Source organism: Aquirufa sp. 5-AUSEE-100C1, from assembly GCF_054558655.1.
In genome coordinates this window covers 667,067-692,500 of the sequence record NZ_JBPXKO010000002.1, presented here as the reverse complement: position 1 = coordinate 692,500, position 25,434 = coordinate 667,067, and the positions used below count along the sequence as shown (strand labels likewise).

Sequence of the window (25,434 nt, the reverse complement as noted above, 5' to 3'; positions counted from 1 at the left end):
TTAAGGGGGGATGTTAGCTGCAAGGCGAAGCATTGAACTGAAGCCCCAGTAAACGGCGGCCGTAACTATAACGGTCCTAAGGTAGCGAAATTCCTTGTCGGGTAAGTTCCGACCTGCACGAATGGTGTAACGATCTGGGCACTGTCTCAGCCGTGAGCTCGGTGAAATTGTAGTAACGGTGAAGATGCCGTTTACCCGCAACGGGACGGAAAGACCCCATGAACCTTTACTATAGCTTAGCATTGAGTTTTGGTACTGGATGTGTAGGATAGGTGGGAGGCTGTGAGCCGGTGTCGCTAGGCATCGGGGAGCCAACGTTGAAATACCACCCTTCTTGTACTGGAATTCTAATCCCCAAAGGGGAGACATTGCTTGGTGGGTAGTTTGACTGGGGTGGTCGCCTCCAAAAGAGTAACGGAGGCTTTCAAAGGTTCCCTCAGCACGCTTGGTAACCGTGCGTAGAGTGCAATAGCAAAAGGGAGCTTGACTGTGAGACCGACAAGTCGATCAGGTACGAAAGTAGGATATAGTGATCCGGTGGTTTAGTATGGAACAGCCATCGCTCAAAGGATAAAAGGTACTCTGGGGATAACAGGCTGATCTCCCCCAAGAGCTCACATCGACGGGGAGGTTTGGCACCTCGATGTCGGCTCGTCACATCCTGGGGCTGGAGAAGGTCCCAAGGGTTCGGCTGTTCGCCGATTAAAGTGGCACGCGAGCTGGGTTCAGAACGTCGTGAGACAGTTCGGTCCCTATCTGTTGTGGGCGTAGGAATATTGACAGGTTCTGACTTTAGTACGAGAGGACCGAGTTGGACTGACCGCTGGTATATCAGTTGTTCTGCCAAGGGCATAGCTGAGTAGCCACGTCGGGACCAGATAAGCGCTGAAAGCATCTAAGTGCGAAACTGACCTGAAGATGAGTATTCCATGAAGGGTCCGTGTAGACGACACGGTCGATAGGCTACAGATGTAAAGACAGTAATGTCAAAGTCGAGTAGTACTAATTACCCGAAAGCTTACATTTTATTAATTTACACCCTGCTGTTTATTTTATCTCACAATATGGAAAAAGGCTATGACCTTGTAAAAAGTATGGAGCCGATAGGACGGGTGTTCACCTCTTCCCATCTCGAACAGAGAAGTTAAGCCCCGCACCGCTGATGATACTGGGATCAAACCCGGGAAAGTAAGTAAGCTCCAAGTTATTCAAACAGACCTGCACCAAAAGTGTGGGTCTTTTTTTTGCCTAATAGTCGCTAGTCGTCAGTGTTCAGTGGGCAGTAGTCAGTGGGCAGTAGTCAGTGGGCAGTAGTCCGGAGGAAAACTCTTACCTCTAACCTGGTTTTTCAAGTCCGAAGGGAAAGTTCTTAGTTCTCCAGTAGTCAGTAGTCAGTGGGCAGTGGGCAGTAGTCAGTGGTCAGGTGTCCGAAGGATTAGTTCTTAGTTCCTAGCTCTAACCTCCTACCTCTAACCTCTAACTTTTTTCAACGTTACCCTTGTATCATTTGCAACAATGTTGCATATTTGTGTCCGATTAAATTCATCTACTCTCTATTTCAACAATTCATACTAAAATGAAGCAAGTTTTTATTCTTTCTGCGCTCTTATTGCTGTTTTCTGGCTGTTCAAAAGAAGAACATGAACCCCATGATGATAACGAGCTAATTACAACGGTTAAACTTCAATTTACCTCGATTACTAGTCCATCAAGTCCGGTAAAAACATTTTATTGGCGTGATACGCAAGGGGATGGTGTCGTAGATTCCATTGATCCTATTGTGCTCGATAAGGGTAATACCTATGATTTAGATATTTCTCTGTTGGATGAAACAAAAAAACCTGCCTTTGATATTACAGAGGAGATTGCAGAGGAAGGTGATGTGCATCTTTTTGTATTTAAAACCACACCTTTGGGTTTATTATCCCATAAAATTAAAGATCTTGATAAGAAAGGTCTTGGAATTGGCTTAAAATCCGAAGTGAAATCCCAATTTGCTGCTGGAAATGGGAAGTTCCAACTTATTTTAAAGCACCAGCCGCCAGTTAACGGAAAAGCCACCAAAAATGGTTCAGAAGAGGCAGGGTCGACCGACCTAGATGTGGAATTTCCGGTTTCTATTAAATAGTTAGTTAAATGTCTAAATATAAACATGTGCAAGAAATGATCCCGATGGAAAAGCTTGGTTTATTCCTTTCTTTTCTATGCGCGGTGCATTGTTTAACGATGCCTCTGGTGATTTTCTTTGCGCCATATATTTTGGGCTCCTTAGCATTCTCCCCATGGGTGGAATGGTCGCTTGTCGTATCTAGCTTTGGTTTAGCCGCGTACATACTCATTTTAGATTATCAAAAGCACCAACGCTTAAAGCCTTTATATTTTTTAGGAATTGCGCTCGGTTTAAAAGTTCTCGAAGTCCTTTTGGGAAGCCAAAATTACAATTGGATTTTTGGTGTTTTATTGGGCTGTTCGGTTGCCTATGCATACTGGGTTAATTATAAACACAAATCGGCCTGTACGTGTAAAATGAAAGCTTCGTAGGCTATATTCGCCAAGCTTTTTATTATCTTTACCTACTTTTTATCGTATTAGCCAAAAAATTTGTGAGTAAATTTCAATCCTCGATCTATGAACCCGTAATTGGTCTTGAAATTCATGCCCAATTGCAGACGGATTCCAAAATTTTTGCCAGCGACCCCGTTCGCTTTGGTCGGGATGCTAATACGCTCATTTCCCCGATTACCCTAGGTCATCCAGGCACATTGCCTCATTTGAATAAAAAAGCCGTCGAATTTGCGATCAAAATGGGCTTCGCCCTTGGCTGTGAAATAGCCCGTTGGCAAAATTTCGATCGTAAAAACTACTTTTATCCTGATCTTCCGAAAGGCTATCAAATCACCCAAGATAAAACCCCCATCTGTATCGGAGGGTCTATTCAAGTGCATTTGGCCGAAGGTGTCAAATCCCTTCCCTTTCATCACATTCACCTAGAAGAAGATGCAGGTAAATCACTTCACGAAGGTGATATTCCATTTAGCTTTATCGATTATAACCGTGCCGGAACCCCGCTCATCGAAATGGTGACCGAGCCTGCTATTCACTCCGCTGAAGAAGCTTTTGCCATGGTTTCCGAAGTGCGCAAACTCGTTCGTTACCTGGGCATCTGCGACGGAAATATGGAAGAAGGTTCTCTCCGGGCCGATGTTAATATTTCATTACGGCCGAAAGGATCAAAGACACTTGGGACCAAAGTGGAGATCAAGAATATGAACTCCCTGCGAAATATTCAGCGCGCGATTGAGTATGAATGTCGCCGACAAGAAGAGGCTCTCCTCAAAGGGGAGAAATTAATTCAAGAAACACGCACGTTTGATGCCCATACGGGGAAAACTCACAGCATGCGCGTAAAAGAAACCATGAACGATTACCGTTATTTCCCAGAACCCGATTTGGCTCCGTTGGAAATTTCAGAACAATGGCTTTCTGATATTCGTAAACAAATGCCTACGCTTCCTTGGGAACAAGAGCAAAAGTTTATTGACCTCTATCATTTATCGGCTTATGACGCTCATTTCCTTTCTGAAACGCGCGAAATGGCTTTATATTTTGAAGCTGCGGCTCAATTAACGAAGTCTTATAAACCTGTCGCGAATTGGCTAATGGGGCCCGTAAAATCACATTTGAACGATAAGGCTGTCAGTATTCAAGATTTTGAATTGACTCCAGCGAAATTGGTCGAGATCGTCGAACTCGTTGAGCAAGGAATCGTTACTCATAATTTGGCTGTTCAGCAGTTGTTTGGACTATGCTTGTCCGCTCCAACCAAATCCCCTAAGCAAATTGTGGAGGAACAAGGTTGGTTGAATCTTGATAGCTCCGATGAGCTACCGGGTTTTGTTGAGGCTGCATTAGCTGCATTCCCCGACAAAATCAAGGAGTATCACCAAGGAAAGAAAGGCCTAATTGCCTTATTTATTGGTGAGGTAATGAAACGCTCGAAGGGTACGGCGGATCCTAAACGAGTTAATCAATTAGTTAGCGAAGCGCTCCAACAACATAAATCATGAAAAAGATCCTGCTATGCTGGTTGTTAAGTTGTTCATTTCTTGGCCTCGCGCAAGATTTTGAGCTGACTGTCCGTGCTAATCAGGTAGCGGCGCAGCGGAAGATTTATTTGGAATGGATCAATGGCCGCGGTCAAGCGGTAAAGATCGATTCTTTGCTTCCTGATGCGAACCATCAAGTGATTTTTAAAGGAAAAGTACTCGACCAAGGGGGCTTTTATCTGATTAATTTCTTCGATGTTCCTAATCCCCAAAAGGTATTGGTAATTCTCGAGGGTGGCGAAAAAGTAGTTGTCCACGCCGATGGTAGAAACACGCCTGAAAAGGCGGGTACATCTCAAATCAAAAGCGATGCAACCAACATCGTATTTATGAATCAAATAATCGCCCTGACGGATGCCCTAAAAGTGAAGGTTGAAGCTTGGACGAAGGAATTGCAAGATAAACCGGGCGAGCAAGCTCGTATTCAGAAGGCATTTGATGCGGCCCAACAGGAACAATTTGCAAAAATCAAGGCATTAATTCCAAGCATGGGCACAAACCTAGTGGCACTTTGGGCAACTAATTTTCTGCCCGCCGATCAGGAATTTGCGACACTCGAGGAAATCGCTGAGCGCTTTAAGAAAGTTCGTCCGAATCATCCTCAGGTAAAACCCTTCCTTGAAAATATCAAACGCATGAAAGGGGTTTCAATAGGTTCAGAAGCTCCGGAGATTGCCTTACCTTCCCCAACAGGTGAAATCAAGCGCCTTTCGGATTACCGGGGTAAATATGTTCTAATTGATTTTTGGGCGAGTTGGTGCGGACCTTGTCGGCGAGAAAACCCCAACGTCATCAAGACTTATGCGGCTTTCAAAGACAAGGGATTTGAGATTTTTGGCGTGAGTTTAGATCAAGAGAAGTCGGCCTGGATTGCTGCCATTCAAAAGGATTCCTTGACTTGGCCGCATGTTTCCGACTTGCAATATTGGAATTCAGTTGCCGCACAGGCCTATCAAGTATCCTCGATTCCGATGACCTATTTGATAGACCCGCAAGGAAATATTGTTGCCAAAGGACTTCGTGGGGATTCCTTAAATCAATTTTTAGCAAACCTTTTTTCAAATCGCTAGTATGAAAATCGCAATCATTGGATGTGGTAACATGGGAATGGCCTTTGCCAACTCGTTTATTCAATACAACTTAGTTCAGAAGGAAGATTTGTTATTGATTGAAAAGAATCAGGAGCGAGGTGCAGTTTTGCAGGGCCAAAAAGCGGGTGTCGTGGTGGATACGATTTCGGATAAAATCTCTTCGGTTGACTTGGTGATTCTTTCCGTAAAACCACAAGATTATCCGAGCGTAGCATCTGAATTAGCGGGTTTGTTGCAAGCAAAGCAAATCGTTTTGTCGATTATGGCAGGTATTCCCATTACGAAGTTACAAACCACGCTGAAACATGATTTGATTGTTCGAGCGATGCCAAACACCCCAGCTTTGTTGGGAATGGGAATGACGGCCTTTGCGGCGGCCTCGGCTGTTGGCCTGGCGGATATCCGCAAAGTGGAGAATTTGATAAACTCGACGGGCCGTGCGGTATTCCTTGATGACGAGGCATTAATTGATGCGGTGACAGGATTAAGTGGAAGTGGTCCGGCTTATTTCTTTTATCTAATTAAATCGATGATTGATGCGGGTATCAACATGGGCTTCGATCCGGCGATGTCGGCCTTACTCGTCAAGCAAACGATGCTGGGCTCTTATCATTTGATGCAGACAAGCGATAAGTCATTGGATGAGTTGATTCAAGCTGTAGCCTCAAAGGGGGGGACGACGGAAGCGGCCCTTCGTACATTTACCGAAAATGAGGTAGGCTTAGGTCTTCAAAAGGGTATTTATGCCGCGCGTGATCGAGCGGAGGAATTAGCCAAGTAGTTGGCTGATTGACATCTCATTCAGTAGCTGGCTAATTGACTCGCCATTTGGGGACGAATTCGGGTTCGAACTCGCAAATAGTTGTTCAATTAGGCCATGCATTTCAAGTTCATTTAATCTTCTTTGATGATAACGTGCTGCGAAGCGATTTGCCATCGTTTGAGCGATCTTTTCAGCCCGATGTGCCGTTAGGTCTGCCGATGCATGTTTTAATTGCTCTAAAATGCCTTCCAAAACATTTTGACCATCCTCATCCCCAAGTTCTGCGGGGACACCCACCATTTCCATTTGACCGTTTGCCAAAACCTGTAACCTGTATCCTAAGTCATTGATCTCATCGGTGATTTCGCTCAATAAAATCTGGTCGGCCGGATTAATATTCAATACCTGAGGGAACAATAGTTGTTGGGACGCCCCATTCTTCCGTTGCAAATTATCCATGAACTGATCATAGAGTACGCGTTGATAGGCACGCTTTTGGTCGATCAATAACAAACCGCTTGAAATACTCACGGCGATGTATTTATTCAGGACTTGAATGGACTGAAAGCTGGATTGCGGGCTCGTATCTGATCGCTCATTTGCCTTGCTCTGAACGGTTTTATATTCGTTCATGGCAGAGGGAAATAGGGCCGCTTGATTTTGAGGGGCTTGTTGTTCGAAGGCATCGATGTTATTCTGCAGGCCTTCATACAATTTTTTCCAAGCGTCTTGAACGGGTTTCGGTTTATGGCTGGTATCGCTGTAGGCCGATTGGGGTTCTTGACGATGGGTGGTATTACCTGGATTTTGAAAATTCACATTACTATCAAAGTCCAATGATGGAATCAGATTGTGAATGCTGAGCGTCTTGCGAACAGCGGATTGAATAATGGCATAAATGGACCTTTCGTCTTCGAATTTGATCTCTGTTTTCGTTGGGTGGACATTGATGTCAATATGCGCCGGATCGATGCTTAGAAACAAAACATAGAAGGGGAAGGAGCCATCGGGTAATAAACGTTCATAGGCGCTCATTACGGCGTGGTTAAGGTATGCGTTCTTGATAAAGCGGTCGTTGACGAAGAAGAATTGTTCGCCGCGTGTTTTTTTCGCATGCTCAGGTTTGCCTACGTAGCCTTTGATGGATACATAGCTGGTATTTTCTTCGCAGGCGGCTAATTGTTCGCGGTAGCTTTTTCCAAAGAGGTCGACAATTCGTTTGCCTAATTTCTCGCTGGGGAGGGCATAGGTTTCCTGGTCATTTTGAATGAAGGAGAATTTGATTTCTGGATGAGCTAAGGCGATTCGTTGGAATTCGTCTAAAATATGACGCGTTTCAACGGGATTAGACTTGAGGAAATTCCTGCGCGCAGGAATATTATAAAATAAGTTTTTTACCGCGATGGAAGTTCCTTGGGGAGCTTGAATGCTTTCTTGGCTTTTCAGAACGGATCCATCGATTTTAATGGAGGTTCCCAAATCATCGTCGGCCCTTTTTGTTTTTAACTCTACCTGCGCCACGGAGGCGATGGAGGCCATGGCTTCGCCACGGAATCCCATGGTGGTTATGCTGAAAAGGTCTTCGGCTTTGCGGATTTTGGAAGTGGCGTGTCGTTCGAAGCACATGCGTGCGTCGGTTTCTGACATGCCTGATCCATTGTCGATCACTTGAACGATACCTTTTCCGGCGTCTTTGATGATGAGTTGGATGAACGTAGCGCCGGCATCGATGGAGTTCTCCATGAGTTCTTTGACGACGGATGCGGGGCGTTGCACGACTTCCCCGGCCGCAATTTGATTGGCTATGGCATCGGGGAGGAGTTGGATAATGTCGCGCATGTTCTTTCTATTCAAATATCAAATAAACCAAAAAAAAGGGAATGTTGCCATTCCCTTTTTTAATAAATCAGGTAATTGAATTATTTCAATTCAACTTCAGCACCAGCTTCTTCTAAAGATTTCTTCAAACCTTCAGCTTCGTCTTTCGATACACCTTCTTTAACAGCCTTTGGAGCAGCATCCACTACATCCTTAGCTTCTTTCAAACCTAAACCAGTTAAGTCTTTCACTAATTTAACGATAGCTAATTTGTTAGGACCTGCTGACTTCAAGATCACATCGAAAGATGATTTCTCAGCTGCAGCCTCACCACCGTCAGCGCCACCAGCTGCAGGACCTGCAACCATAACAGCACCAGCAGCAGCTGGTTCGATACCGTACTCATCCTTAAGGATAGTAGCTAATTCATTTACTTCTTTTACAGTTAAGTTCACTAATTGCTCAGCGAACGCTTTTAAATCTGCCATTTTTTGAAAATTTAATTGTTAAGAATTAATTATTTGTTGGAGCTAAGCTCCGATTAAACGTGTTAAAATTATTCAGGACGCTCAGACAAAGTCTTAACGAGACCAGCCAATTTCTTCTCACCACTAAGCAATGCTGAAACAACATTTTTAGCAGGCGATTGCAATAAGCCAATAACTTCTCCAATCATCTCGTTCTTCGACTTGATGTTCTCTAGTGCCGACAATTGACCTTCGCCAATGTACAAGCCACCTTCGATGGAAGCTCCTTTGAATGTGATTTTATCCTTTCCAGCTGCTTTTTTGAATTCTTTGATCAACTTAGCAGGTACTTTAGCATCTTCTGGTGAGAAAATGATACCTGACATGCCAGTCAAGACTTCAGCATCAAATGGAGTATAATCGTTACCTGTTTTTGCTAGGGCTTTCGCGATTAATGTGTTTTTGAAGATTTTGTATTCCAAACCTTTCGCAAAACACATACGACGAAATTCCGTTGCTTCGGCTACTGTTAAACCGGCTGTACTTGCAATGTAGAAGTACGGAGTTGCCGCGAACTTTTCGCTCAACTCATCAATAATCTGATTTTTTTCTTCTCTTGTCATGATTACAATCCAGCTATAGATCCTTTATCAATGATGATGCCCGGAGACATGGTCGAAGATAAGTTGATCGATTTAACATACGTACCCTTTGCAGAAGATGGCTTCAATTTCAACAAGGTGTTGATAACTTCTTGCGCATTTTCAGCAATTTTAGCTGCATCAAAAGAAACCTTACCAATTGAGGTATGGATGATACCAGTTTTATCAACTTTAAAGTCGATTTTACCAGCTTTTACTTCTTTTACTGCATTTCCTACTTCCAAAGTTACTGTACCAGACTTTGGATTAGGCATCAGACCGCGAGGTCCTAACACACGTCCCAAACGGCCTAATTTTGCCATCACTGTTGGCATTGTAATGATTACGTCGATATCGGTCCAACCGCTCTCGATTTTTGCAATGTAATCATCCAATCCTACGTGATCAGCACCGGCTGCTTTTGCTTCCTCTACTTTATCTGGAGAACACAATACGAGTACACGTACGTCTTTACCAGTTCCATGAGGTAGGGCAACCACACCACGAACCATTTGGTCCGCCTTGCGGGGATCTACTCCTAAGCGAACATCAATGTCCACAGAGGCATCGAATTTTGTATAGGAAATTTCCTTCAATAAAGCTGCAGCTTGATCAAGCGTGTAAGCTTGCGTTGCATCATATTTTGATAGGGCTTCCTTTTTTTTCTTCGTAAGTTTTGCCATTACCTTTTAATTAAAATGTTTATTTCTGATGATTAAATCAGAACGGTTTATCACCAGAAACAGTAATACCCATTGATCTTGCCGTTCCAGCAATCATACTCATTGCCGCTTCGATTGTAAAGCAGTTCAAATCTGGCATCTTCGTTTCCGCAATGACGCGAACTTGATCCCAAGTTACTGAACCAACCTTCTTCAAGTTTGGTTGAGCAGAACCCGACTTAACTTTCGCAGCATCCAATAACAAGATTGGCGCTGGAGGAGTTTTTACAACGAAATCAAACGATTTGTCTGCGTAATAGGTAATTAGGACCGGCAATACTACGCCGTTTTTATCTTGAGTACGCGCATTGAACTGCTTGCAGAACTCCATGATATTTAATCCTTTCGAACCTAATGCAGGACCGATGGGTGGTGAAGGATTGGCTTGGCCACCTTTGCATTGAAGCTTAACGTAACCAGCTATTTCTTTTGCCATGTTAAAACATCGTTTATTTAGTGAAATTAGAGGTTTTTCTGCCAATAAGGGTGGAAGCTTCCTTATCTGAATCCCCTCCGGGTGACCTTCCTGTGTAACAATACATTCGGGCCCATTCGGCCTTTGAAATTTTCAAATGACCTAATGCCGCTTTTTAAACGGACTGCAAAATTAAGAGAAAATATTTAGAATGCAAATGGAATTGCAAAAAATGATTAAGGGGGTGTTCTCCTTGCCAACAAAAAAGCCCCGGCATGCCAGGGCTTTTTATTGATATTGCTATATTATTTATTTCTCTACTTGAGAATAATTCAATTCCAACGGAGTATTACGTCCGAAAATCTTAACCATAACGGATAATTTTTTCGTGTTCTCGTGAATTTCTTCTACTGTACCTTCGAAAGAAGCGAACGGACCATCAATTACGCGAACGGTTTCACCTTTAATGAAGCTGATCGAAGCATATTCCTCAACGGCTGCAGATTCATCTACTTTACCTAGGATACGATTCACTTCCGATTGGCTTAAAGGCATCGGTTTTTTTACGATCACTTTGACCTTTTTCGTCTTACCTCCTTCAATCTTCGTTTCTTCTTGCTCCTCATTTGTTGTTTGTAAGAAGCCAATCACACCCGGCGTGGATGTCAAAATGTGACTAACCTCACCCGCTAAATCAGCTTCCACCATGATGTATCCTGGGAACAAGTTTTTCTCACGAATCACTTTTTTCCCCTTACGGATTTCATAGATTTTTTCTGTTGGAATAAGAATTTGTGGAACAGAATCTGACACACCTTGGCGTGCAAGCTCATTTTCCATATAGGTCTTTACCTTTTTTTCCTGCCCTGAGATTGCTCTCAAAACGTACCATTTAGTCTCTGCCATGGAAATTGCTTTTTAGGATTGGGTTGCCCCTGGTTAAAATGAACTATAGAATAAATCCAATCCAGATTTAAACGCCAAATCTACGACTCCTACCAATAAGGCAAAAATCAATGAGGCAACTAAAACTAAAACAGAACTTGATTGCAAGTCCGTGAATTTAGGCCACGTAACGTTCTCCGTTACTTCTACCCAAGATTCCTTAATCAATGATGTAAAACTGCTCATAATTTACCGATTATCGGTTTTTGTTAATTTCGTTGCACGGGCACAAGGATTCGAACCCTGACCAAAGGTTTTGGAGACCTGCATACTACCATTATACTATGCCCGTAGAAAGGATTGCAAATTTAGATAAAAAAACCTAATTAACAAACCTCCTTGTGTTTAATTGATTTTTTACCACTGTGAGTAATTCGTTGGCTCTAAAAATTTTCGAACGGTTCGGGAGTGACTGTTTACATACCTTGGATCATTCACGATACGTTTCCAGTCGGCATCAGCACTGAACTTTGCCCAATTCGCGTCGCGTTCTGCCATATTCTCAAACGCCACCATATAACTTAAGCAAGGCGTATTTTCGCCTGCTAAAACTTCGCCGAAAAACACATTATGTAATCCCACGCGATCAAAAATTTTCAATTCGTCCTCGTTAAACATGGCAATCTTTCTGCGTAGGGCATCCTCATTGTAGGCCTCATAAGTTCGCCATTCGTATATTCGTCCCGGATTCTTGATGGGTAATTTCATCACCGGGTGTCCCGCAAATCCCTTCGCCAAATATGTGCTGATCTTTTCATATAAAGGTTTTTCTGGCCCAGCTTGCTCGAAATATGCTTTAGCAGCCTCTTGGTAGTTGGCATCTTTTTCTAACGCCTCTTTGTAGCAGGCATATGCATTTAAACTGGCAAATGGAATGGCCACCACCAAAACAGCCGGCTCAGGTTTTCCTAGATCCTTGAAGACCCCAACGCTTGAAACGCCATATTTATTGAGTGCGGGTATCAGTGCTTTGGATACATAATTCTCTAGCAGGTTAAGGTTACCGCGAAACTTCATTTGGTAGGTGCGGATTTCATAATACTCTTGGCTAAAGGCTGAATTGGAAATGATCAGCATGGATAATACTAGAAAAAGCTTTTTCATCGAATTAATTATTACATGTTTAAATTGCTTAGGATACAAGTATACAAAAAAAAAGAGCGGTCATTGACCGCTCTTTTCCACATAGGCTAATAATATTAGTCTAAGATTTCAGTTACCTGACCAGCACCTACTGTACGGCCACCTTCACGAATCGCGAAACGTAAACCTTTGTCCATAGCTACTGCGTTCAATAACGTAACATCAATTGTTAAGTTATCACCAGGCATACACATTTCAACTCCTGCAGGTAAAGTGATTTCACCTGTTACGTCTGTCGTACGGAAGTAGAATTGTGGACGGTATTTGTTAAAGAATGGAGTGTGACGTCCACCTTCTTCTTTTGACAAGATATAAACCTCTGCTTTGAATTTAGTGTGAGGCTTCACTGAACCTGGCTTACAGATTACCATACCACGACGGATATCAGTCTTCTCAATACCACGTAACAATAAACCTACGTTATCACCAGCTTCACCGCGATCTAAGATCTTACGGAACATCTCAACACCAGTTACTACTGATTTCAAGTTTTCAGCTCCCATACCTAAGATATCAACTGCTTCACCTGAGTTAATAACACCTGTCTCAATTTTACCTGTTGCTACTGTACCACGACCTGTGATCGAGAATACGTCTTCAACTGGCATCAAGAATGCCTTATCAACATCACGCTTTGGAAGTGGAATCCAAGAATCTACTGCATCCATTAACGCTTCGATTGTAGCTACCCACTTACCATCTCCGTTCAATCCACCTAAAGCAGATCCTTGGATTACTGGAATGTTGTCACCGTCGAATTCGTAGAATGAAAGAAGCTCACGGATCTCCATTTCAACTAATTCTAACAATTCTGGATCGTCTACCATGTCCACTTTGTTCATGAAAACTACCAATTGAGGTACACCTACTTGGCGAGCCAAAAGGATGTGCTCACGAGTTTGTGGCATGGGTCCGTCAGTTGCAGCAACTACCAAGATAGCACCGTCCATCTGAGCAGCACCAGTAACCATGTTCTTTACGTAATCCGCGTGTCCTGGACAGTCAACGTGTGCATAGTGACGGTTAGCTGTAGCGTACTCAACGTGAGCCGTGTTAATCGTGATACCACGCTCTTTTTCTTCTGGAGCAGAGTCAATGGAAGAGAAATCTTTCTTCTCAGCAAGACCTTTTTCAGAAAGAACTTTAGTGATAGCAGCTGTTAAAGTTGTTTTACCGTGGTCAACGTGGCCAATTGTACCAATGTTAACGTGGGGTTTACTTCGGTCAAAATTCTCTTTTGCCATGATTATTTAGTTCTTAATTAAGTTATAAAAAATTTCAAATTGTACTTATTCAAATTCGGCCTTGCTTCATGCCTAGAGCCTTTGAGCAGGATTGAACTGCCGACCTCTTCCTTACCAAGGAAGTGCTCTACCACTGAGCTACAAAGGCATAACCTTGCGGCCTTGTTAGTATGTCACTTTTGACCTACTATAAAATAAAAATATTACTCAGGCGGTTTTCTCCTAAGCAACATCTTTATTCTGAGCGGGAGACGGGGCTCGAACCCGCCACCTATAGCTTGGAAGGCTATCGCTCTACCAAATGAGCTACTCCCGCTGGTTTAGCGTCTCCTGTAAACAGACACTAAAAGCATTTAAAAAAATGTGGGGACAGATGGATTCGAACCACCGTAGGCATTCACCAGCAGATTTACAGTCTGCCCCATTTGGCCGCTCTGGTATATCCCCTTCATTTTGTTTCAGCGAAACGTTTTGCTGAAATAGTTCGCAAAAGTACCTCCTTTTTTGATTTCTGCAAAGCTCTCGCCAAAAAAAATGTGATATTTTTTTATTATAGTTTAATTCCGAAGCTAAATGCCGTTAATTGAGGGCCATATCCCTTTTCAAACAAAGGCGTCAAATCATAATTGAAGAATAACTCCCCGATACGACGCAAGCCAATTTCTGCTTTAACTCCATAACGAACCTGGTTAATATTGAAGTTCGATCCTTCTCGTCTTAAATTCTCGCTTTTCTCCTCGATTGTTTTGGTCCAACTGTCTAAACGGTAACTCACATAACCCCCAAGCCCAATCATTTGAATCGCCGATTGCTTACTGAATGCTACATAGGGCATTATCGGTAAGGTGATGTAGGATGCAGTTAACTTATTTTTTCGCAATTCAATCTCATTTCCTTGTGCATCCTGTAATGGTTGGAAGATGGTTGCCCCGCCCGATTTAGTTACTACGCGGTTGTGATCGAACATGAAGTTGTACCAATCAAACGAAATGCCATACATGAATTTTAATGCACTCTTCTTTCCACTCGCGATTGTCCCCGAATTAGAAAAATCTAAACTCACAAAACGCGAGCCCAATGGTTTTAATTCCGAATCTGTGCTCAAGTATGGCGCCGGATAGATCATTGTTGTCACCTCTGGCATTTTGCCAGTTAACCCATTAAGACCTAGGTAAAGATTAAACCCTTTACTCGTGTATAAATTTGCCCCCTTATCTTTTTTCTTCGTTTTTGTTGAATCACTCCCCCAAATCACCTTAGTCTCCTCACCATTGGCCTCTTTTACCTGTACGCCATTCCAATCCACGTGTACTTCTTCTTTGCCATCCTTCACATGGATCCCATTCCAGCCCACACGAACTTCTTCCTTACCATCACTGTGAATTACCAAGGATTTTCCTGAGCTATCCTTTTTAATGCTAATTTTTCGATCATCATTGGGGTAATTCATTTTAAAGGTCTTCTCCCGCGTATCATATTTAGCTCCCGATTTAATCACACCAATCTTCACTTTACTTCCCCCGATTTGAACGGATAGGCTACTGTCACCCTCAGAATCTGTCCGAATCACCGTACGAATCTGTTGCCATAAACTATCTGTTAACACTAATCCTTTCTTTTGGAAAATCTGATCCAATTCTTCCCGAAGTGTCTTGCCTTTATCTTGACTTCCCCCCACCACGGTTTGATTGCGCTTGTCAATCTTCAATAATAAGCTATCTGGATTCGCACTGGCGAATAATTGATTAGCTAGCCCCAAAAAGACGATAAAAAATAATGTTCTCATTGTATTTGAAATGTTTGTTTAACGGTTTGTTCTGTTCGATAATACGTATTTGCTACCTGATGTATGCCATCAACCAGCGAAGGCTTCCCCTCTCTTAATTCTTCCCAATCAGGCTGTTCTCCTTTGACTACCTGTCTTAATTGCTTCAAAAATCTACCCAAACCGGATTTTTTCTGCTTGGGTTGCTCAGGCTCCTCCTGATAGGCAACTGACACGGGTTTCGCATTTTCCTTTACCGGATCTATGTCCACGCGAACCCAGATCTCTTCGGACTCTTCCTCCTTCGGCGCCACGGAAGCAATCGGTGCTCTTGCCTCTTCCATTACCTGCGTTTCTACATTCGGCAGTTTTTCAATAACGCTTGGAGCTAATGATTCACGAACAACCGATGGTTTGACTTGGGTCGTGATAAGCTCTTCCACATCAGCAGGTAAATGAATGGGCTCAGAGAAACTAGGTTTAATTTTTGATTCGACAACCAAAGTATTTCCCTTTTCTTCCGGCATGCTTTGATCCCAATTCAATCCAATCAGGATGGCTATGACTGCCGCGGCCGACCAAGTCCATGGACTCATTCGAACGCGCGTCCACATCGGACGAACTTGCTGTTCATCTAGTCGAGTTTCGATTTTGTCCCAGAGATTGGCAGGAACGTCATCGGCTTGCTCTTGAATTTTCTTTCGCCAGACCTTGTCAAGCTCTTCCCAAGAAGTGTTGTTTGGCTCGTTCATAATTCAATTAGTTTCATTTTGTGCTGGATCATTGTCCGTGCCCTCGACAATTGGGACTTCGACGTACCAGCGGATATTTGTAACATGTTGGCTATTTCATCGTGCGAATAACCTTCAATCGCATATAAATTAAATATTGTTCGATACCCAGGCGGCAATTCTGCAATCAATGCCTCTATTTCCGCCGTTCGCATATACATAAACGCCTCGTCAGCTTGCCCCACACCCCAGGCCTCTTCGATGGGCGTCGAGTGCATATCACCCAGTTTGCGAATTTTCATCAGGCACTCATTCACCATAATTCGACGTATCCAGCCCTCAAAACTTCCATCCTCCTTAAAGCTGTCGATTTTTGAAAAAACCTTCATAAACCCCTCCATCAGTGCATCCTCTGCATCGGGTCCCGCGCCTAAATACCGCCGGCACACCGCCATCATCTTCCCCGCATATCGATTGTAGGCAGCATGTTGCCCCTTGCGATCCTGTTTTTTACAGGATTGCACCAAAGTACGCTCATCTTCTAGGGTTGGTAAATGTTTTAGCAAGGCGGTTAAATTGTTAATCGAATGTAAAGATGGTTAAAAAGTCAAAATGGTTGCGTGGGTTTGAAAAGAATCCCAAAATTACGTTCTTTACGGCCGAATTATTTATCTATGCCAAACGCAGCACCCATCGGGATTTTTGATAGTGGAATCGGCGGACTAACCCTAGCCCATGCCATTACCCAAACCATGCCCCAAGAAAATATCATCTATTTTGGTGATACAGCTCACCTCCCTTATGGTGATAAATCTGCTACAGCCATTCAAGCCTATTCGCTAAAGATTTGTAATTTCTTAATGGAAAAGAATTGTAAGCTGATTCTCATTGCCTGCAACTCCGCTTCCGCTGCCGCTTATGATCTCGTAAAAACATACGTCGGAACGAAAGCCATCGTCGTGAATGTAATTGATCCCGTTATCGAATACCTTGACGATCATTGGCAAGGAAAATCACTTGGCCTCATTGGTACCAAGCAAACCGTCAATTCGGGCATCTATGCTTCGAAGGCTGAATCCCTTGATAAAAACATCCACATTCAATCGCTCGCTACCCCTCTTTTGGCCCCGATGATCGAAGAAGGTTTCTTCAACAACAATATTTCTGAACAAATCATTAAGGAATACCTTGCCAATCCGGTCTTAGCTAATATCGATGGACTTATTTTAGGTTGCACGCATTATCCCTTGATTAAAAAGCAAATCGATGCATACTTTCAAGGGAATATTTCGGTCATCGATACCTCCTTGATTGTGGCAGCGAAAATAAAATCCATCCTCAAGGAAAATGATTTGTTAGTAGGAGAGGAGAATGAGTTTAGCCGACAATTCTTTGTGTCCGACTACACCGATTCATTTGAAAAGTCCACGCAAATTTTCTTTGGTGAGACCATCAAATTAACTCAATATCCTATTTGGGATTAGTTGGCTCTCCCCAACAACTGAGAAACTCGCTGACGTAACTGCCATTTGGCGATACGCTCCTTCTGCTCTTGCTTACTTTGACGGAACCAAAGCCAAGCCACAGCTCCCACCAACAAGTAGGGAGCGGTCAATAAATACAAAATTCCGGTATTCAATCCCGTAGCAATATTAGATCGGCCATTCGATACGGTACTTTCCACAGTTGTTCGGCACATCGCACACTGAGCGTCCGCATTCCATTGAATGAGAATTAGCATCAAAACCAAGAAAAATATTTTCTTATACATAGTAAGGGGAAATCATTAAGTAAACAATCACTCCAGAAATAGAAACGTATAACCAAATAGGGTAGGCCCATTTAACCGATTTCTTATGTGCTTCGATATCTCCTGCCAAAGCGTGGTACAAGGACATCAATACCAAACGTACGACACCTATCGATAAGATGATGTGTGAGGCCAATAAGAATAGGTAAATCATCTTGATTATTCCTTCGCCACCAAACTTCGTGGATTCATTGGCCACATGGTAAAGAATGTAAAGAACTAAGAAAATAGCACCCTGTAAAACCGCCGAGCCCATCGCCTTGCGATGACCCGCAATATTCTTCTTTTTGATTGCAATTAAACCAATAATCAAAGAAAGCGCCGTTGTGCTATTGATTATCCCGATGAAATGGGGCAAGATTTTGGTCCATTCTCCCAAGGGTAATTTTGTGGGCAGAGACAATAATCCTGCCACTGCCAATGGAATAGCGATTGAGATAATGTTGATTATTAAGCTCGTTTTTGGTGTTTTTGTAATCTGTAGCATGCGCTTAATTTTCGGTATTGTAAATGCTTTTTAAAACCTTAATCTCCATGATTAATCGGTCGACCTCTTTCTTATCCGTACCATCGTAGAATCCACGAATAACACCATCTTTGTCGACCAATACTAAACGCTCAGAATGAATAAATGTTTCATCTGGGTTTTTGATCGCCGCATCATATTCAGAGGCATCCGCCAATGGCACATGAAAGCCTTTTAAGATAAGTGGATAAATGACTTTTTTATCACCCGTCAAAAATGTCCATCGCGTGGAATCCGCTTCAAAGCGTTTGGCATACGCCGAAAGCTTTTCGGGTTTATCAAAATTGGGATCGACCGATAGCGATATGAAGCGTATTTCAGGATCTTGATTGAATGTATCTGTTGCCCGACTAACCTGTGAGGTAATTTTAGGACAAATTGTTCCACAACGGGTAAAGAAGAAATTGGCGACGAAAATTTTGCCTTGTAAAGAGGCAGATGAAAATGGTTTTCCGGATTCGTCGGTCAACTGAAAAGAAGGAATCGTTTGAAACACCGTATCCATCTCCGATTCGTTCCATCGGGGATTTACGCGTTTCGCCATTTTAATTTCCCCAGTCGTAGAATCAATCGCGGGGATATAGCGGGGAAGCGTATAATGGTTTGTGCCGAATGTCTTTAGTCCTAAAAAAATAAAGACAGGCACTATTAATGTCATTAATAAGATGCCTGTCTTCTTATTCATAATTCCTAAAAGGAAAATGGGATTACTAATACATGTGACCGCCTTCGTAAATCAAGGCAATCAATAACCATACGACAAAGATTGTCGGTACCAATACCGCCCAAATCAATGACTTTACTTCGTGCTTTAAGTGCATAAATTCACCAACAATGTAGAATGCTTTCACAATCGTCATGCCACAGAAAATAGCAACACGCAAGGTGTTTGCTGGCATGGTGAAGGCAATAACGAATTCGATTGCGGTTAGAATCAATAGAATCCAAAACGTTTTCCAGATCGCACCGGTATTGGGTGCTGGAATTTCTTTTTCTGATGTTTCGTGTGCTGCGTGAGCCATAATATCAACAAATAAAAATTAGACTAAATAGAAGAAGGTAAATACGAATACCCAAACAAGGTCTACAAAGTGCCAATACAAGCCTACTTTCTCAACCATTTCATAATGTCCTCTGCGCTCGTAAACTCCCGTAGCAGCATTAAAGAAAATCAAGATATTTAAGATAACACCTGAGAATACGTGCGTACCATGGAACCCTGTAATGAAGAAGAATAAATCCGCGAATGCTGGAGGACCATAGGGGTTACGAACTAAATTCGCGCCTTCAATCGGAGTCATTACACCATCAACCAATTGCTTGGCTGCTAAAGATAAATCTTCGGGTCCGTGGATAAAGTGCGTCCACTCCCAAGCTTGAGAACCTAAGAACGTGAAACCTCCAACGATGGTCCATAACATCCATTTTTCAACATCCTTGCGATCACCGCGGTGTCCAGCTTCTACAGCTAATACCATCGTCACTGATGAGGCAATCAAAATAAACGTCATGATACCTACGAAAACCAATGGCAATGACATGCCATGTAAAAAAGGAACGGCCTCAAATACCTTTTCAGGAATTGGCCAGTGCGTCGTAGCAAAATAGAATGTATCAGGAGTTCCTTCCCAAGCGGGTTGGCTGAAACGAATCATTCCATAAGTGATCAATAATGCAGAGAATGTAAATGTATCTGATAGGAGGAAAAACCACATCATTAATTTACCGTAACTCGCTTTTAAAGGTTCTGATCCACCCGACCAAGCTAGGTTTTCGGGTACAGAAGGGGCAGAATGTGCAACTGACATGCGCTACTTGCTTAATTGTTAAAAACTAAAAATAAAAGTAAATATACCCACAAAGCATCCAAAAAATGCCAGTAGGTGGTACAAATCTTAATTTGGGTCAATTCCTTTGCATTAATTTTCAGTCGGAAAGCAGCCACCAATGCAACCAACAATACAATCAGTCCGGAGACCAAATGTAGCCCGTGAAGGCCTGAAAAAACATAAACAAAAGAGCCTGACGGATTCCCTACAAAAAATACGTTCTTTTCCACTAATTGGATCCAACCGTAAAATTGCATGATTAAGAAAATCAATCCGAGCACAAAAGTAATAGAAATACTTATTCGAAGCGCATTAAATTGGTCTTTTTTTGCTGCTAAATACGCAAAATGCATCGATACACTACTTCCAATTAAAACGGCAGTACTGTAATAGAACAAATCAGGCAATTCGAATTCAACCCAATTCCCTTCAGCTTTACGAACAAGATAGGCCGATGTGAAGGCTGCAAATAGCATGATGATGGAAACGATAAACAACCACATTGTAAATACTTTGGGGTTCACCGAGCGCGTTTCATTCGCGACTAAAATTTCTTCTGGATTTTTCATGACTTAAGCTTTATCAAATAAAAATGCGATTTGAACGATTAAAAGATAAATGAAGGAACCAAACATCATCCAGCGTGCGGCTTTGTCGGTCGGCTTCATCATCAAGTAAAACGTCTGACCTAGAAACAAGCTTCCTGCTACAATTGTTATAATGGCCGATGTAATTCCAGTCATATGCATCAAATACGGTAAGAATCCCAAAGGAATCAGGAATATCGTATAGATCATGATCGTAAAGGCCGTTTTTAAGTCTTTCTTTCCCTCATTCGGTAACATTCGAAATCCAGCCTTTTTGTAGTCGGCATCCGCAACCCAGGCAATCGCCCAGAAGTGTGGAAACTGCCAGAAGAATTGGATAGCAAATAAGATGCCGGGTTCCCATCCGAAATGATGTGTCGCAGCGACCCAGCCAATCATGGGCGGGAACGCTCCTGGGAAGGCTCCTACAAACACAGAGATGGGCCCTACGCGCTTTAAGGGTGTGTAAACATAGCCATAAAGGATATAGGATAGGAGTCCAATTGCCGCCGCTTTCCATGTGAAATAACTTAAAATTCCGAGGGAAAGTGCTGCTACGATTAATCCATAAATTTGGGCGTTTTGAGGGCTTAATGTCTCAGTAGGCAATGGACGCTTCGCCGTCCGTTTCATCAATTTGTCGTATTCGATTTCCTTTAATTGATTGACAATGTTGGCCGCGCCGGTCAAGAAAAAACCTCCTAAGGAGATTAATACAATATCCAACCACTTATGCTCCACGGGTGCTAACAAGAAACCGAAGGTTCCTGAAAAGGCGACGGTCATCGACAAGCGGGATTTTAAGAGGGCGATATAGGGTTTTATTTGGCTCATGCGGTACGGGTGTTTAACCAAGCATGTACATGAAGCCCGAAAAGCATCAATGAACTTAGTAGGTGAATGGGTTGTGAACCCAAGGGTAGTGCCAGGTAAGCCATGATTACGCCGGATATGAGTGATAATCCAATGAGGAATACAAAACCTTTGACATAAAGGGTCTCAGCAAGTGCCGTTAAGCGAACTTTTTGCCATAAATAATAGTGACTTGCTAATATTAACCACGAGAATGTACGATGAATGATATAAATGATATCGAGTTTATCTATCCATTGGGCTTTTGCATTTTCGCCAAGCGCTTGAATGACATGATCCATGTTCTCACGCACTTGAGTTCCCAACAGAATTTGTGCAACGATAATAATGCCATTAATAAGTATCCATTTTCTTTGAAGGCTGTTCACTTCAATCTGATTTTTCCCGACTTGCAGCGCCTTTAAGAGAAAGACTAGAACTCCCGTTGTGAGTAACATATGCATGGTTACGACACCCGGCAACAAGAAAGAATCGACAACAAATTTACCTAACACGGCATTTCCCATAACTAGGATAAAAGCTGCGAGGGTAGGAAGATATACGGCTTTCCCTTTTTTGAAAGATAGTATGAGTGTAATGGCCATGAAAAGGCCAGTTAATGCCCCAAATAAGCGATTGATGTATTCAATCCAAGTCTTTATGGGATTGAACAATACTTCTCCATGGAGTTTCTCCTTGTAGATTTCTTGGTAATTGAATGGCAACTCGGATGCGTGCGTAGGTGGGATAAATTGACCAAAGCATTTAGGCCAATCTGGACATCCCATTCCTGAACCGGTACTTCGTACAATTCCACCCGCTAATATGAGGACATATAAGCTTATTAGCGTGATCGTACCGAAGCGTTGGAATGACATGTAGGTAGCTAAAAAAAGGATGCATCCAAATGAAACCATTTCGATGCACCCTTTTGAATAAGTTTAATTAACGATTATAAGACTCGTTCTGTGCAGCTAGTAAACTTTCTATCGCTTTTTCTGTAGCGATCTCTTCATTTTCTTCTGGTAAGTTCGACTCAGGTGTTGCCGAGTATGGAACGTTTTGTGGAATGAAATCAGCTGCAGCACCTGGCTTTGAGTAATCGTATGGCCAACGGTATACCGCTGGAATTTCGCCTGGCCAGTTTCCGTGTCCCGCAATTACCGGAGTAGTCCACTCCAAAGTAGTTGAATTCCATGGATTCTGCGTCGCCTTCTTCCCTTTGAACATGGAGTAGAAGAAGTTCCAGAAGAAGATAGCCTGTGCAGAGAATGTTAAGATTGCCGCAATCGAGATGAATGCATTCAAATCTGTGAATGCTTCCTCACGACCGTTTCCTAATGCGGTGAATGAATAGTAACGACGAGGGAAACCTGCTATACCTGTGTAGTGCATTGGGAAGAACACACAATATACGCCCACAAATGTTGCCCAGAAGTGGATGTATCCCAACGTCTTATTCATCATGCGACCAAACATTTTTGGATACCAGTGGTAAACCCCTGCCATCAATCCAAAGAATGATGCAGATCCCATTACCAAGTGGAAGTGAGCAACAACGAAATAGGTATCGTGTAAGTTGATATCCAATGCCGAGTTACCTAAGATAATACCTGTTACACCACCCGATATAAATAGGGATACTAAACCAATCGAGAACAACATGGCTGGTGTAAAGATCAAATTACCTTTCCACAAAGTTGTGATGTAGTTAAATGCCTTAACCGCTGAGGGTACCGCAATAATTAATGTCAAGAACATAAATACGGATCCTAAGAATGGATTCATACCTGTTACGAACATGTGGTGAGCCCAAACGATAAAGGCTAGTACGGTAATTCCCATCATCGAACCTATCATCGCACGGTAACCAAAGATTGGCTTGCGCGAGTTAGTCGCAATAATTTCAGATGTCATACCCAAGGCTGGCAACAATACAATGTATACCTCTGGGTGTCCTAAGAACCAGAATAAGTGTTGGTATAAGATTGGTGAACCACCCATGTTGGGTAAGGCTTGACCTTGAATGTAAATCTCCGACAAGTAGAATGACGTACCGAACGAACGGTCAAAAATCAATAACAAGGCAGCCGACAACAATACAGGGAAAGATAATAATCCTAATATTGCTGTAAAGAAGAACGACCAAATGGTTAATGGCATTCTTGTAAATGTCATACCACGTGTACGTAAGTTGATGATCGTACAGATGTAGTTAATTCCACCCATTAATGAGGATACGATGAAAAATGCCATCGAAGTTAACCATAAAGTCATCCCTAAACCTGATCCTGGCATGGCTTGCGGTAGTGCACTTAATGGAGGGTAGATTACCCACCCACCTGATGCGGGACCTGTTTCGATAAACAATGAAGAGAACATCACAGCTGATGACAAGAAGAAGAACCAGAAGGATAACATGTTAATGAATCCTGAGGCCATATCACGGGCACCAATTTGCAAAGGAATCAAGAAGTTTGAGAACGTTCCCGAAAGTCCAGCGGTTAATACAAAGAATACCATGATAGTACCGTGCATTGTTACCAAAGCAAGGTAGAATTCTTTATCTAGTTTTCCTGATTCGTCAATCCATTCGCCTAGAATAGGACGTAACCACTCTAATTGCATTTCTGGGAAACCCAATTGCAAACGGAACATGATAGATAAAGATCCTCCCACAAAAGCCCAAAGGATACCCATGATCAGGTATTGTTTGGCGATTACTTTATGGTCTTCAGAAAAGATATATTTCTGAATAAAATTTTGCTCATGGTGCTCATGCTCGTGATCGTGATCGTGTGCGTGAACGTGTACTTCTTCAGCGTGTGTTGTAGCAGTTGACATAATGATATATTTTTCTTTCTACTGTTCTTAATGAGTTTTACAAAGCAGCTGCAGCAGCTGTACTATCTGTGGCAATAGGCTCAGCAGGAATATACTTGCTTGCTTTAACTTTTAAATTTGCCGGTACTTTTTCAAGATAAGCTGGATTCATCGCCAAGAATGGTTTTTGCTCGGCGCACCATTTCTTGTAATCTTCTGGCTCGTCCACAAATACAGTGATAGCCATACCAAAGTGACCTCGACCACAAATCTCTGTACAATTTAACTTGTAGTTGAAATCTTTGTTTCCCGTTTTAGCACGCATTTCATCTGTTGAAAGCGTGGGTGTAAACCAGAATTTAGTAGGCATACCTGGCACTGCATCCATCTTAACGCGTTGGTAAGGTAAGTATACCGAGTGTAAAACGTCTTGTGCGTGGATTTTCAATAATACGGGTTTGCCTTTTGGAAGGTGTAATTCATTCGCTGTAAAATCATCGAATGAGTTCTTATCTGTATAATCGATACCAATGCTGTTCGTCTCATCAATTAACTTGTAATTGTAGTTACCTAATTGATTATCATCGTTACCACCGTAACGCACATACCAACCAAATTGGTGACCTGTGATTTCGATAACGACCGCATCACTTGGAGCTTGTGAGGTGATGTCACGCCAGGTTCTCCAACCCGTGAATACTAAGATCGCCATTACGACTGCAGGGATAACCGTCCAGATTAATTCCAACTTGTGATTAACTGGATAGAATGTTGCTTTTCTGTTTTTGTTGTAACGGTATTTAAACGCGAAAAATAACAATAATGTGTTTGTTGCAAAGAAAGCCAAAGTAACTACGGCCATCGATACCCAAAACATACGATCGGTTTCTAATCCGTGCTTTGATGCTGCTTCTGGCAAGAAGTCAGGTAAGCTAGCTTGAAATGACCATACACCCGCAATGGTTCCCAACAACCAAAAAATAAGCATTCCATATGCATTTGTGTTGTTGCTTGAATCCAAGGCGCTTGATTCGTCTTCTCCTTGTGCCAAATTTTTATTCAACTTCATACTTTTTGCAATCACGGAGATCGCCAAGATGAAGAATACGACGGATAAAAGAGCAATTAGGTAATTCATGTTTTTATTTGTTAAAAT

28 protein-coding genes, 4 tRNA genes and 2 rRNA genes (1 of these 34 running past the window's edge) are annotated in these 25,434 nt (G+C 42.5%); 8 read left to right on the top strand and 26 right to left on the bottom strand.

Annotated features, from left to right (window positions below; translation table 11 throughout):
* The 7 genes from ACMH5P_RS06965 to proC all read left to right on the top strand — a co-directional run.
* Positions 1–1,026, top strand: a 23S ribosomal RNA gene (locus ACMH5P_RS06965); it begins 1,806 nt to the left of the window's first position.
* A 67-nt stretch (positions 1,027–1,093) separates the two neighbouring features.
* Positions 1,094–1,205, top strand: a 5S ribosomal RNA gene (gene rrf / locus ACMH5P_RS06960).
* Positions 1,206–1,576: 371 nt separating this feature from the next.
* A complete protein-coding gene (locus ACMH5P_RS06955) occupies positions 1,577–2,128 on the top strand; it encodes a hypothetical protein (protein ID WP_459493614.1) in 552 nt (183 codons plus the stop codon).
* 8 nt (positions 2,129–2,136) lie between these two features.
* Positions 2,137–2,541, top strand: a complete 405-nt coding sequence (locus tag ACMH5P_RS06950) for a MerC domain-containing protein (RefSeq protein ID WP_459493613.1) — start codon at positions 2,137–2,139, stop codon at positions 2,539–2,541.
* 62 nt (positions 2,542–2,603) lie between these two features.
* On the top strand, positions 2,604–4,067 hold the full coding sequence (gatB, locus tag ACMH5P_RS06945; RefSeq protein ID WP_459493612.1) for an Asp-tRNA(Asn)/Glu-tRNA(Gln) amidotransferase subunit GatB: 1,464 nt from the start codon (positions 2,604–2,606) through the stop codon (positions 4,065–4,067).
* Complete coding sequence (locus ACMH5P_RS06940; RefSeq protein ID WP_459493611.1) at positions 4,064–5,176, top strand: peroxiredoxin family protein; 1,113 nt, start codon at positions 4,064–4,066, stop codon at positions 5,174–5,176. Before gatB ends, ACMH5P_RS06940 begins: the two co-directional genes overlap by 4 nt.
* A 1-nt stretch (position 5,177) precedes the next feature.
* Positions 5,178–5,978 carry a pyrroline-5-carboxylate reductase gene (gene proC / locus ACMH5P_RS06935; RefSeq protein WP_459493610.1) on the top strand — a complete coding sequence of 267 codons (801 nt, stop codon included), beginning with the start codon at positions 5,178–5,180 and terminating at the stop codon, positions 5,976–5,978.
* Here proC and mutL read toward each other — a convergent pair.
* The 16 genes from mutL to ACMH5P_RS06855 form a co-directional block, all read right to left on the bottom strand.
* Entirely contained in the window at positions 5,967–7,799 is a 1,833-nt protein-coding gene (mutL, locus tag ACMH5P_RS06930; RefSeq protein ID WP_459493609.1) for a DNA mismatch repair endonuclease MutL, read from the bottom strand. The genes proC and mutL overlap by 12 nt on opposite strands.
* 80 nt (positions 7,800–7,879) lie before the next feature.
* The gene (rplL, locus tag ACMH5P_RS06925) at positions 7,880–8,266 is read right to left on the bottom strand and encodes a 50S ribosomal protein L7/L12 (RefSeq protein ID WP_377976610.1); all 387 of its coding nucleotides are present in this window, start codon (positions 8,264–8,266) and stop codon (positions 7,880–7,882) included.
* Positions 8,267–8,334: 68 nt separating this feature from the next.
* Positions 8,335–8,868, bottom strand: a complete 534-nt coding sequence (gene rplJ / locus ACMH5P_RS06920; RefSeq protein WP_459493608.1) for a 50S ribosomal protein L10 — start codon at positions 8,866–8,868, stop codon at positions 8,335–8,337.
* A 2-nt stretch (positions 8,869–8,870) separates the two neighbouring features.
* Positions 8,871–9,569 carry a 50S ribosomal protein L1 gene (gene rplA, locus ACMH5P_RS06915; protein ID WP_459493607.1) on the bottom strand — a complete coding sequence of 233 codons (699 nt, stop codon included), beginning with the start codon at positions 9,567–9,569 and terminating at the stop codon, positions 8,871–8,873.
* Positions 9,570–9,606: 37 nt separating this feature from the next.
* Entirely contained in the window at positions 9,607–10,044 is a 438-nt protein-coding gene (gene rplK, locus ACMH5P_RS06910; RefSeq protein ID WP_315577535.1) for a 50S ribosomal protein L11, read from the bottom strand.
* Positions 10,045–10,332: 288 nt separating this feature from the next.
* Positions 10,333–10,929 (bottom strand): transcription termination/antitermination protein NusG, encoded by a 597-nt coding sequence (nusG, locus tag ACMH5P_RS06905; RefSeq protein WP_459493606.1) that lies wholly within the window; start codon positions 10,927–10,929, stop codon positions 10,333–10,335.
* Positions 10,930–10,962: 33 nt separating this feature from the next.
* Positions 10,963–11,154, bottom strand: a complete 192-nt coding sequence (gene secE, locus ACMH5P_RS06900) for a preprotein translocase subunit SecE (protein WP_315577538.1) — start codon at positions 11,152–11,154, stop codon at positions 10,963–10,965.
* A gap of 35 nt (positions 11,155–11,189) precedes the next feature.
* Positions 11,190–11,260: transfer RNA gene (locus ACMH5P_RS06895), tRNA-Trp, on the bottom strand.
* A gap of 65 nt (positions 11,261–11,325) precedes the next feature.
* Positions 11,326–12,072, bottom strand: coding sequence for an NIPSNAP family protein (locus tag ACMH5P_RS06890; protein ID WP_459493605.1), 747 nt, complete (start codon positions 12,070–12,072; stop codon positions 11,326–11,328).
* Positions 12,073–12,167: 95 nt separating this feature from the next.
* On the bottom strand, positions 12,168–13,355 hold the full coding sequence (tuf, locus tag ACMH5P_RS06885) for an elongation factor Tu (RefSeq protein WP_406778777.1): 1,188 nt from the start codon (positions 13,353–13,355) through the stop codon (positions 12,168–12,170).
* Between the two features lie 76 nt (positions 13,356–13,431).
* A tRNA-Thr gene (locus ACMH5P_RS06880) sits at positions 13,432–13,503 on the bottom strand.
* Between the two features lie 95 nt (positions 13,504–13,598).
* Positions 13,599–13,671 (bottom strand) — tRNA-Gly (locus tag ACMH5P_RS06875).
* A gap of 48 nt (positions 13,672–13,719) precedes the next feature.
* Positions 13,720–13,802: transfer RNA gene (locus tag ACMH5P_RS06870), tRNA-Tyr, on the bottom strand.
* 103 nt (positions 13,803–13,905) lie between these two features.
* The gene (locus ACMH5P_RS06865) at positions 13,906–15,141 is read right to left on the bottom strand and encodes an outer membrane beta-barrel protein (RefSeq protein WP_459493604.1); all 1,236 of its coding nucleotides are present in this window, start codon (positions 15,139–15,141) and stop codon (positions 13,906–13,908) included.
* Positions 15,138–15,872: a hypothetical protein gene (locus ACMH5P_RS06860; RefSeq protein WP_459493603.1), complete on the bottom strand. Its 735-nt coding sequence runs from the start codon at positions 15,870–15,872 to the stop codon at positions 15,138–15,140. The genes ACMH5P_RS06865 and ACMH5P_RS06860 overlap by 4 nt, the downstream gene beginning before the upstream one ends.
* Positions 15,869–16,417 (bottom strand): RNA polymerase sigma factor, encoded by a 549-nt coding sequence (locus tag ACMH5P_RS06855; RefSeq protein WP_459493602.1) that lies wholly within the window; start codon positions 16,415–16,417, stop codon positions 15,869–15,871. Before ACMH5P_RS06855 ends, ACMH5P_RS06860 begins: the two co-directional genes overlap by 4 nt.
* Before the next feature lie 108 nt (positions 16,418–16,525).
* Here ACMH5P_RS06855 and murI point away from each other — a divergent pair, with 108 nt between their 5' ends.
* Positions 16,526–17,335 (top strand): glutamate racemase, encoded by an 810-nt coding sequence (murI, locus tag ACMH5P_RS06850; protein WP_459493601.1) that lies wholly within the window; start codon positions 16,526–16,528, stop codon positions 17,333–17,335.
* Here murI and ACMH5P_RS06845 read toward each other — a convergent pair.
* From ACMH5P_RS06845 to ACMH5P_RS06800, 10 genes are read right to left on the bottom strand one after another with little or no spacing between them, the layout of a single operon-like run.
* Positions 17,332–17,622 carry a hypothetical protein gene (locus ACMH5P_RS06845; RefSeq protein WP_459493600.1) on the bottom strand — a complete coding sequence of 97 codons (291 nt, stop codon included), beginning with the start codon at positions 17,620–17,622 and terminating at the stop codon, positions 17,332–17,334. The genes murI and ACMH5P_RS06845 overlap by 4 nt on opposite strands.
* Positions 17,615–18,148 carry a DUF420 domain-containing protein gene (locus ACMH5P_RS06840; RefSeq protein WP_459493599.1) on the bottom strand — a complete coding sequence of 178 codons (534 nt, stop codon included), beginning with the start codon at positions 18,146–18,148 and terminating at the stop codon, positions 17,615–17,617. The genes ACMH5P_RS06845 and ACMH5P_RS06840 overlap by 8 nt, the downstream gene beginning before the upstream one ends.
* Positions 18,149–18,152: 4 nt before the next feature.
* Positions 18,153–18,872, bottom strand: a complete 720-nt coding sequence (locus ACMH5P_RS06835; RefSeq protein ID WP_459493598.1) for an SCO family protein — start codon at positions 18,870–18,872, stop codon at positions 18,153–18,155.
* A 25-nt stretch (positions 18,873–18,897) separates the two neighbouring features.
* A complete protein-coding gene (locus ACMH5P_RS06830) occupies positions 18,898–19,209 on the bottom strand; it encodes a cytochrome C oxidase subunit IV family protein (RefSeq protein ID WP_459493597.1) in 312 nt (103 codons plus the stop codon).
* A gap of 18 nt (positions 19,210–19,227) precedes the next feature.
* Entirely contained in the window at positions 19,228–19,995 is a 768-nt protein-coding gene (locus ACMH5P_RS06825; protein WP_459493596.1) for a cytochrome c oxidase subunit 3, read from the bottom strand.
* Between the two features lie 11 nt (positions 19,996–20,006).
* Positions 20,007–20,585 (bottom strand): cytochrome c oxidase subunit 3, encoded by a 579-nt coding sequence (locus ACMH5P_RS06820; RefSeq protein ID WP_459493595.1) that lies wholly within the window; start codon positions 20,583–20,585, stop codon positions 20,007–20,009.
* 3 nt (positions 20,586–20,588) lie between these two features.
* Positions 20,589–21,437, bottom strand: coding sequence for a heme o synthase (gene cyoE, locus ACMH5P_RS06815; protein WP_459493594.1), 849 nt, complete (start codon positions 21,435–21,437; stop codon positions 20,589–20,591).
* Positions 21,434–22,372: a COX15/CtaA family protein gene (locus tag ACMH5P_RS06810; RefSeq protein ID WP_459493593.1), complete on the bottom strand. Its 939-nt coding sequence runs from the start codon at positions 22,370–22,372 to the stop codon at positions 21,434–21,436. The genes cyoE and ACMH5P_RS06810 overlap by 4 nt, the downstream gene beginning before the upstream one ends.
* A 28-nt stretch (positions 22,373–22,400) precedes the next feature.
* Positions 22,401–24,299 carry a cytochrome c oxidase subunit I gene (locus tag ACMH5P_RS06805; protein ID WP_459493592.1) on the bottom strand — a complete coding sequence of 633 codons (1,899 nt, stop codon included), beginning with the start codon at positions 24,297–24,299 and terminating at the stop codon, positions 22,401–22,403.
* 37 nt (positions 24,300–24,336) lie between these two features.
* Positions 24,337–25,416, bottom strand: a complete 1,080-nt coding sequence (locus tag ACMH5P_RS06800) for a cytochrome c oxidase subunit II (protein ID WP_459493591.1) — start codon at positions 25,414–25,416, stop codon at positions 24,337–24,339.
* Between the last annotated feature and the right edge of the window lie 18 nt (positions 25,417–25,434).

What these genes read in the sequence shown, in the direction of transcription:
- rplJ (WP_459493608.1), bottom strand. Translation starts at nt 8,868, where the DNA reads ATGACAAGAGAAGAAAAAAATCAGATTATTGATGAGTTGAGCGAAAAG.
- ACMH5P_RS06825 (WP_459493596.1), bottom strand. Translation starts at nt 19,995, where the DNA reads ATGTCAGTTGCACATTCTGCCCCTTCTGTACCCGAAAACCTAGCTTGG.
- proC (WP_459493610.1), top strand. Translation starts at nt 5,178, where the DNA reads ATGAAAATCGCAATCATTGGATGTGGTAACATGGGAATGGCCTTTGCC.
- ACMH5P_RS06840 (WP_459493599.1), bottom strand. Translation starts at nt 18,148, where the DNA reads ATGCTACAGATTACAAAAACACCAAAAACGAGCTTAATAATCAACATT.
- secE (WP_315577538.1), bottom strand. Translation starts at nt 11,154, where the DNA reads ATGAGCAGTTTTACATCATTGATTAAGGAATCTTGGGTAGAAGTAACG.
- ACMH5P_RS06830 (WP_459493597.1), bottom strand. Translation starts at nt 19,209, where the DNA reads ATGGCTCACGCAGCACACGAAACATCAGAAAAAGAAATTCCAGCACCC.
- ACMH5P_RS06805 (WP_459493592.1), bottom strand. Translation starts at nt 24,299, where the DNA reads ATGTCAACTGCTACAACACACGCTGAAGAAGTACACGTTCACGCACAC.
- ACMH5P_RS06955 (WP_459493614.1), top strand. Translation starts at nt 1,577, where the DNA reads ATGAAGCAAGTTTTTATTCTTTCTGCGCTCTTATTGCTGTTTTCTGGC.
- rplK (WP_315577535.1), bottom strand. Translation starts at nt 10,044, where the DNA reads ATGGCAAAAGAAATAGCTGGTTACGTTAAGCTTCAATGCAAAGGTGGC.
- ACMH5P_RS06890 (WP_459493605.1), bottom strand. Translation starts at nt 12,072, where the DNA reads ATGAAAAAGCTTTTTCTAGTATTATCCATGCTGATCATTTCCAATTCA.
- ACMH5P_RS06810 (WP_459493593.1), bottom strand. Translation starts at nt 22,372, where the DNA reads ATGGTTTCATTTGGATGCATCCTTTTTTTAGCTACCTACATGTCATTC.
- ACMH5P_RS06835 (WP_459493598.1), bottom strand. Translation starts at nt 18,872, where the DNA reads ATGAATAAGAAGACAGGCATCTTATTAATGACATTAATAGTGCCTGTC.
- mutL (WP_459493609.1), bottom strand. Translation starts at nt 7,799, where the DNA reads ATGCGCGACATTATCCAACTCCTCCCCGATGCCATAGCCAATCAAATT.
- ACMH5P_RS06860 (WP_459493603.1), bottom strand. Translation starts at nt 15,872, where the DNA reads ATGAACGAGCCAAACAACACTTCTTGGGAAGAGCTTGACAAGGTCTGG.
- nusG (WP_459493606.1), bottom strand. Translation starts at nt 10,929, where the DNA reads ATGGCAGAGACTAAATGGTACGTTTTGAGAGCAATCTCAGGGCAGGAA.
- rplA (WP_459493607.1), bottom strand. Translation starts at nt 9,569, where the DNA reads ATGGCAAAACTTACGAAGAAAAAAAAGGAAGCCCTATCAAAATATGAT.
- ACMH5P_RS06820 (WP_459493595.1), bottom strand. Translation starts at nt 20,585, where the DNA reads ATGAAAAATCCAGAAGAAATTTTAGTCGCGAATGAAACGCGCTCGGTG.
- ACMH5P_RS06865 (WP_459493604.1), bottom strand. Translation starts at nt 15,141, where the DNA reads ATGAGAACATTATTTTTTATCGTCTTTTTGGGGCTAGCTAATCAATTA.
- murI (WP_459493601.1), top strand. Translation starts at nt 16,526, where the DNA reads ATGCCAAACGCAGCACCCATCGGGATTTTTGATAGTGGAATCGGCGGA.
- rplL (WP_377976610.1), bottom strand. Translation starts at nt 8,266, where the DNA reads ATGGCAGATTTAAAAGCGTTCGCTGAGCAATTAGTGAACTTAACTGTA.
- ACMH5P_RS06950 (WP_459493613.1), top strand. Translation starts at nt 2,137, where the DNA reads ATGTCTAAATATAAACATGTGCAAGAAATGATCCCGATGGAAAAGCTT.
- tuf (WP_406778777.1), bottom strand. Translation starts at nt 13,355, where the DNA reads ATGGCAAAAGAGAATTTTGACCGAAGTAAACCCCACGTTAACATTGGT.
- ACMH5P_RS06800 (WP_459493591.1), bottom strand. Translation starts at nt 25,416, where the DNA reads ATGAATTACCTAATTGCTCTTTTATCCGTCGTATTCTTCATCTTGGCG.
- ACMH5P_RS06845 (WP_459493600.1), bottom strand. Translation starts at nt 17,622, where the DNA reads ATGTATAAGAAAATATTTTTCTTGGTTTTGATGCTAATTCTCATTCAA.
- ACMH5P_RS06940 (WP_459493611.1), top strand. Translation starts at nt 4,064, where the DNA reads ATGAAAAAGATCCTGCTATGCTGGTTGTTAAGTTGTTCATTTCTTGGC.
- cyoE (WP_459493594.1), bottom strand. Translation starts at nt 21,437, where the DNA reads ATGAGCCAAATAAAACCCTATATCGCCCTCTTAAAATCCCGCTTGTCG.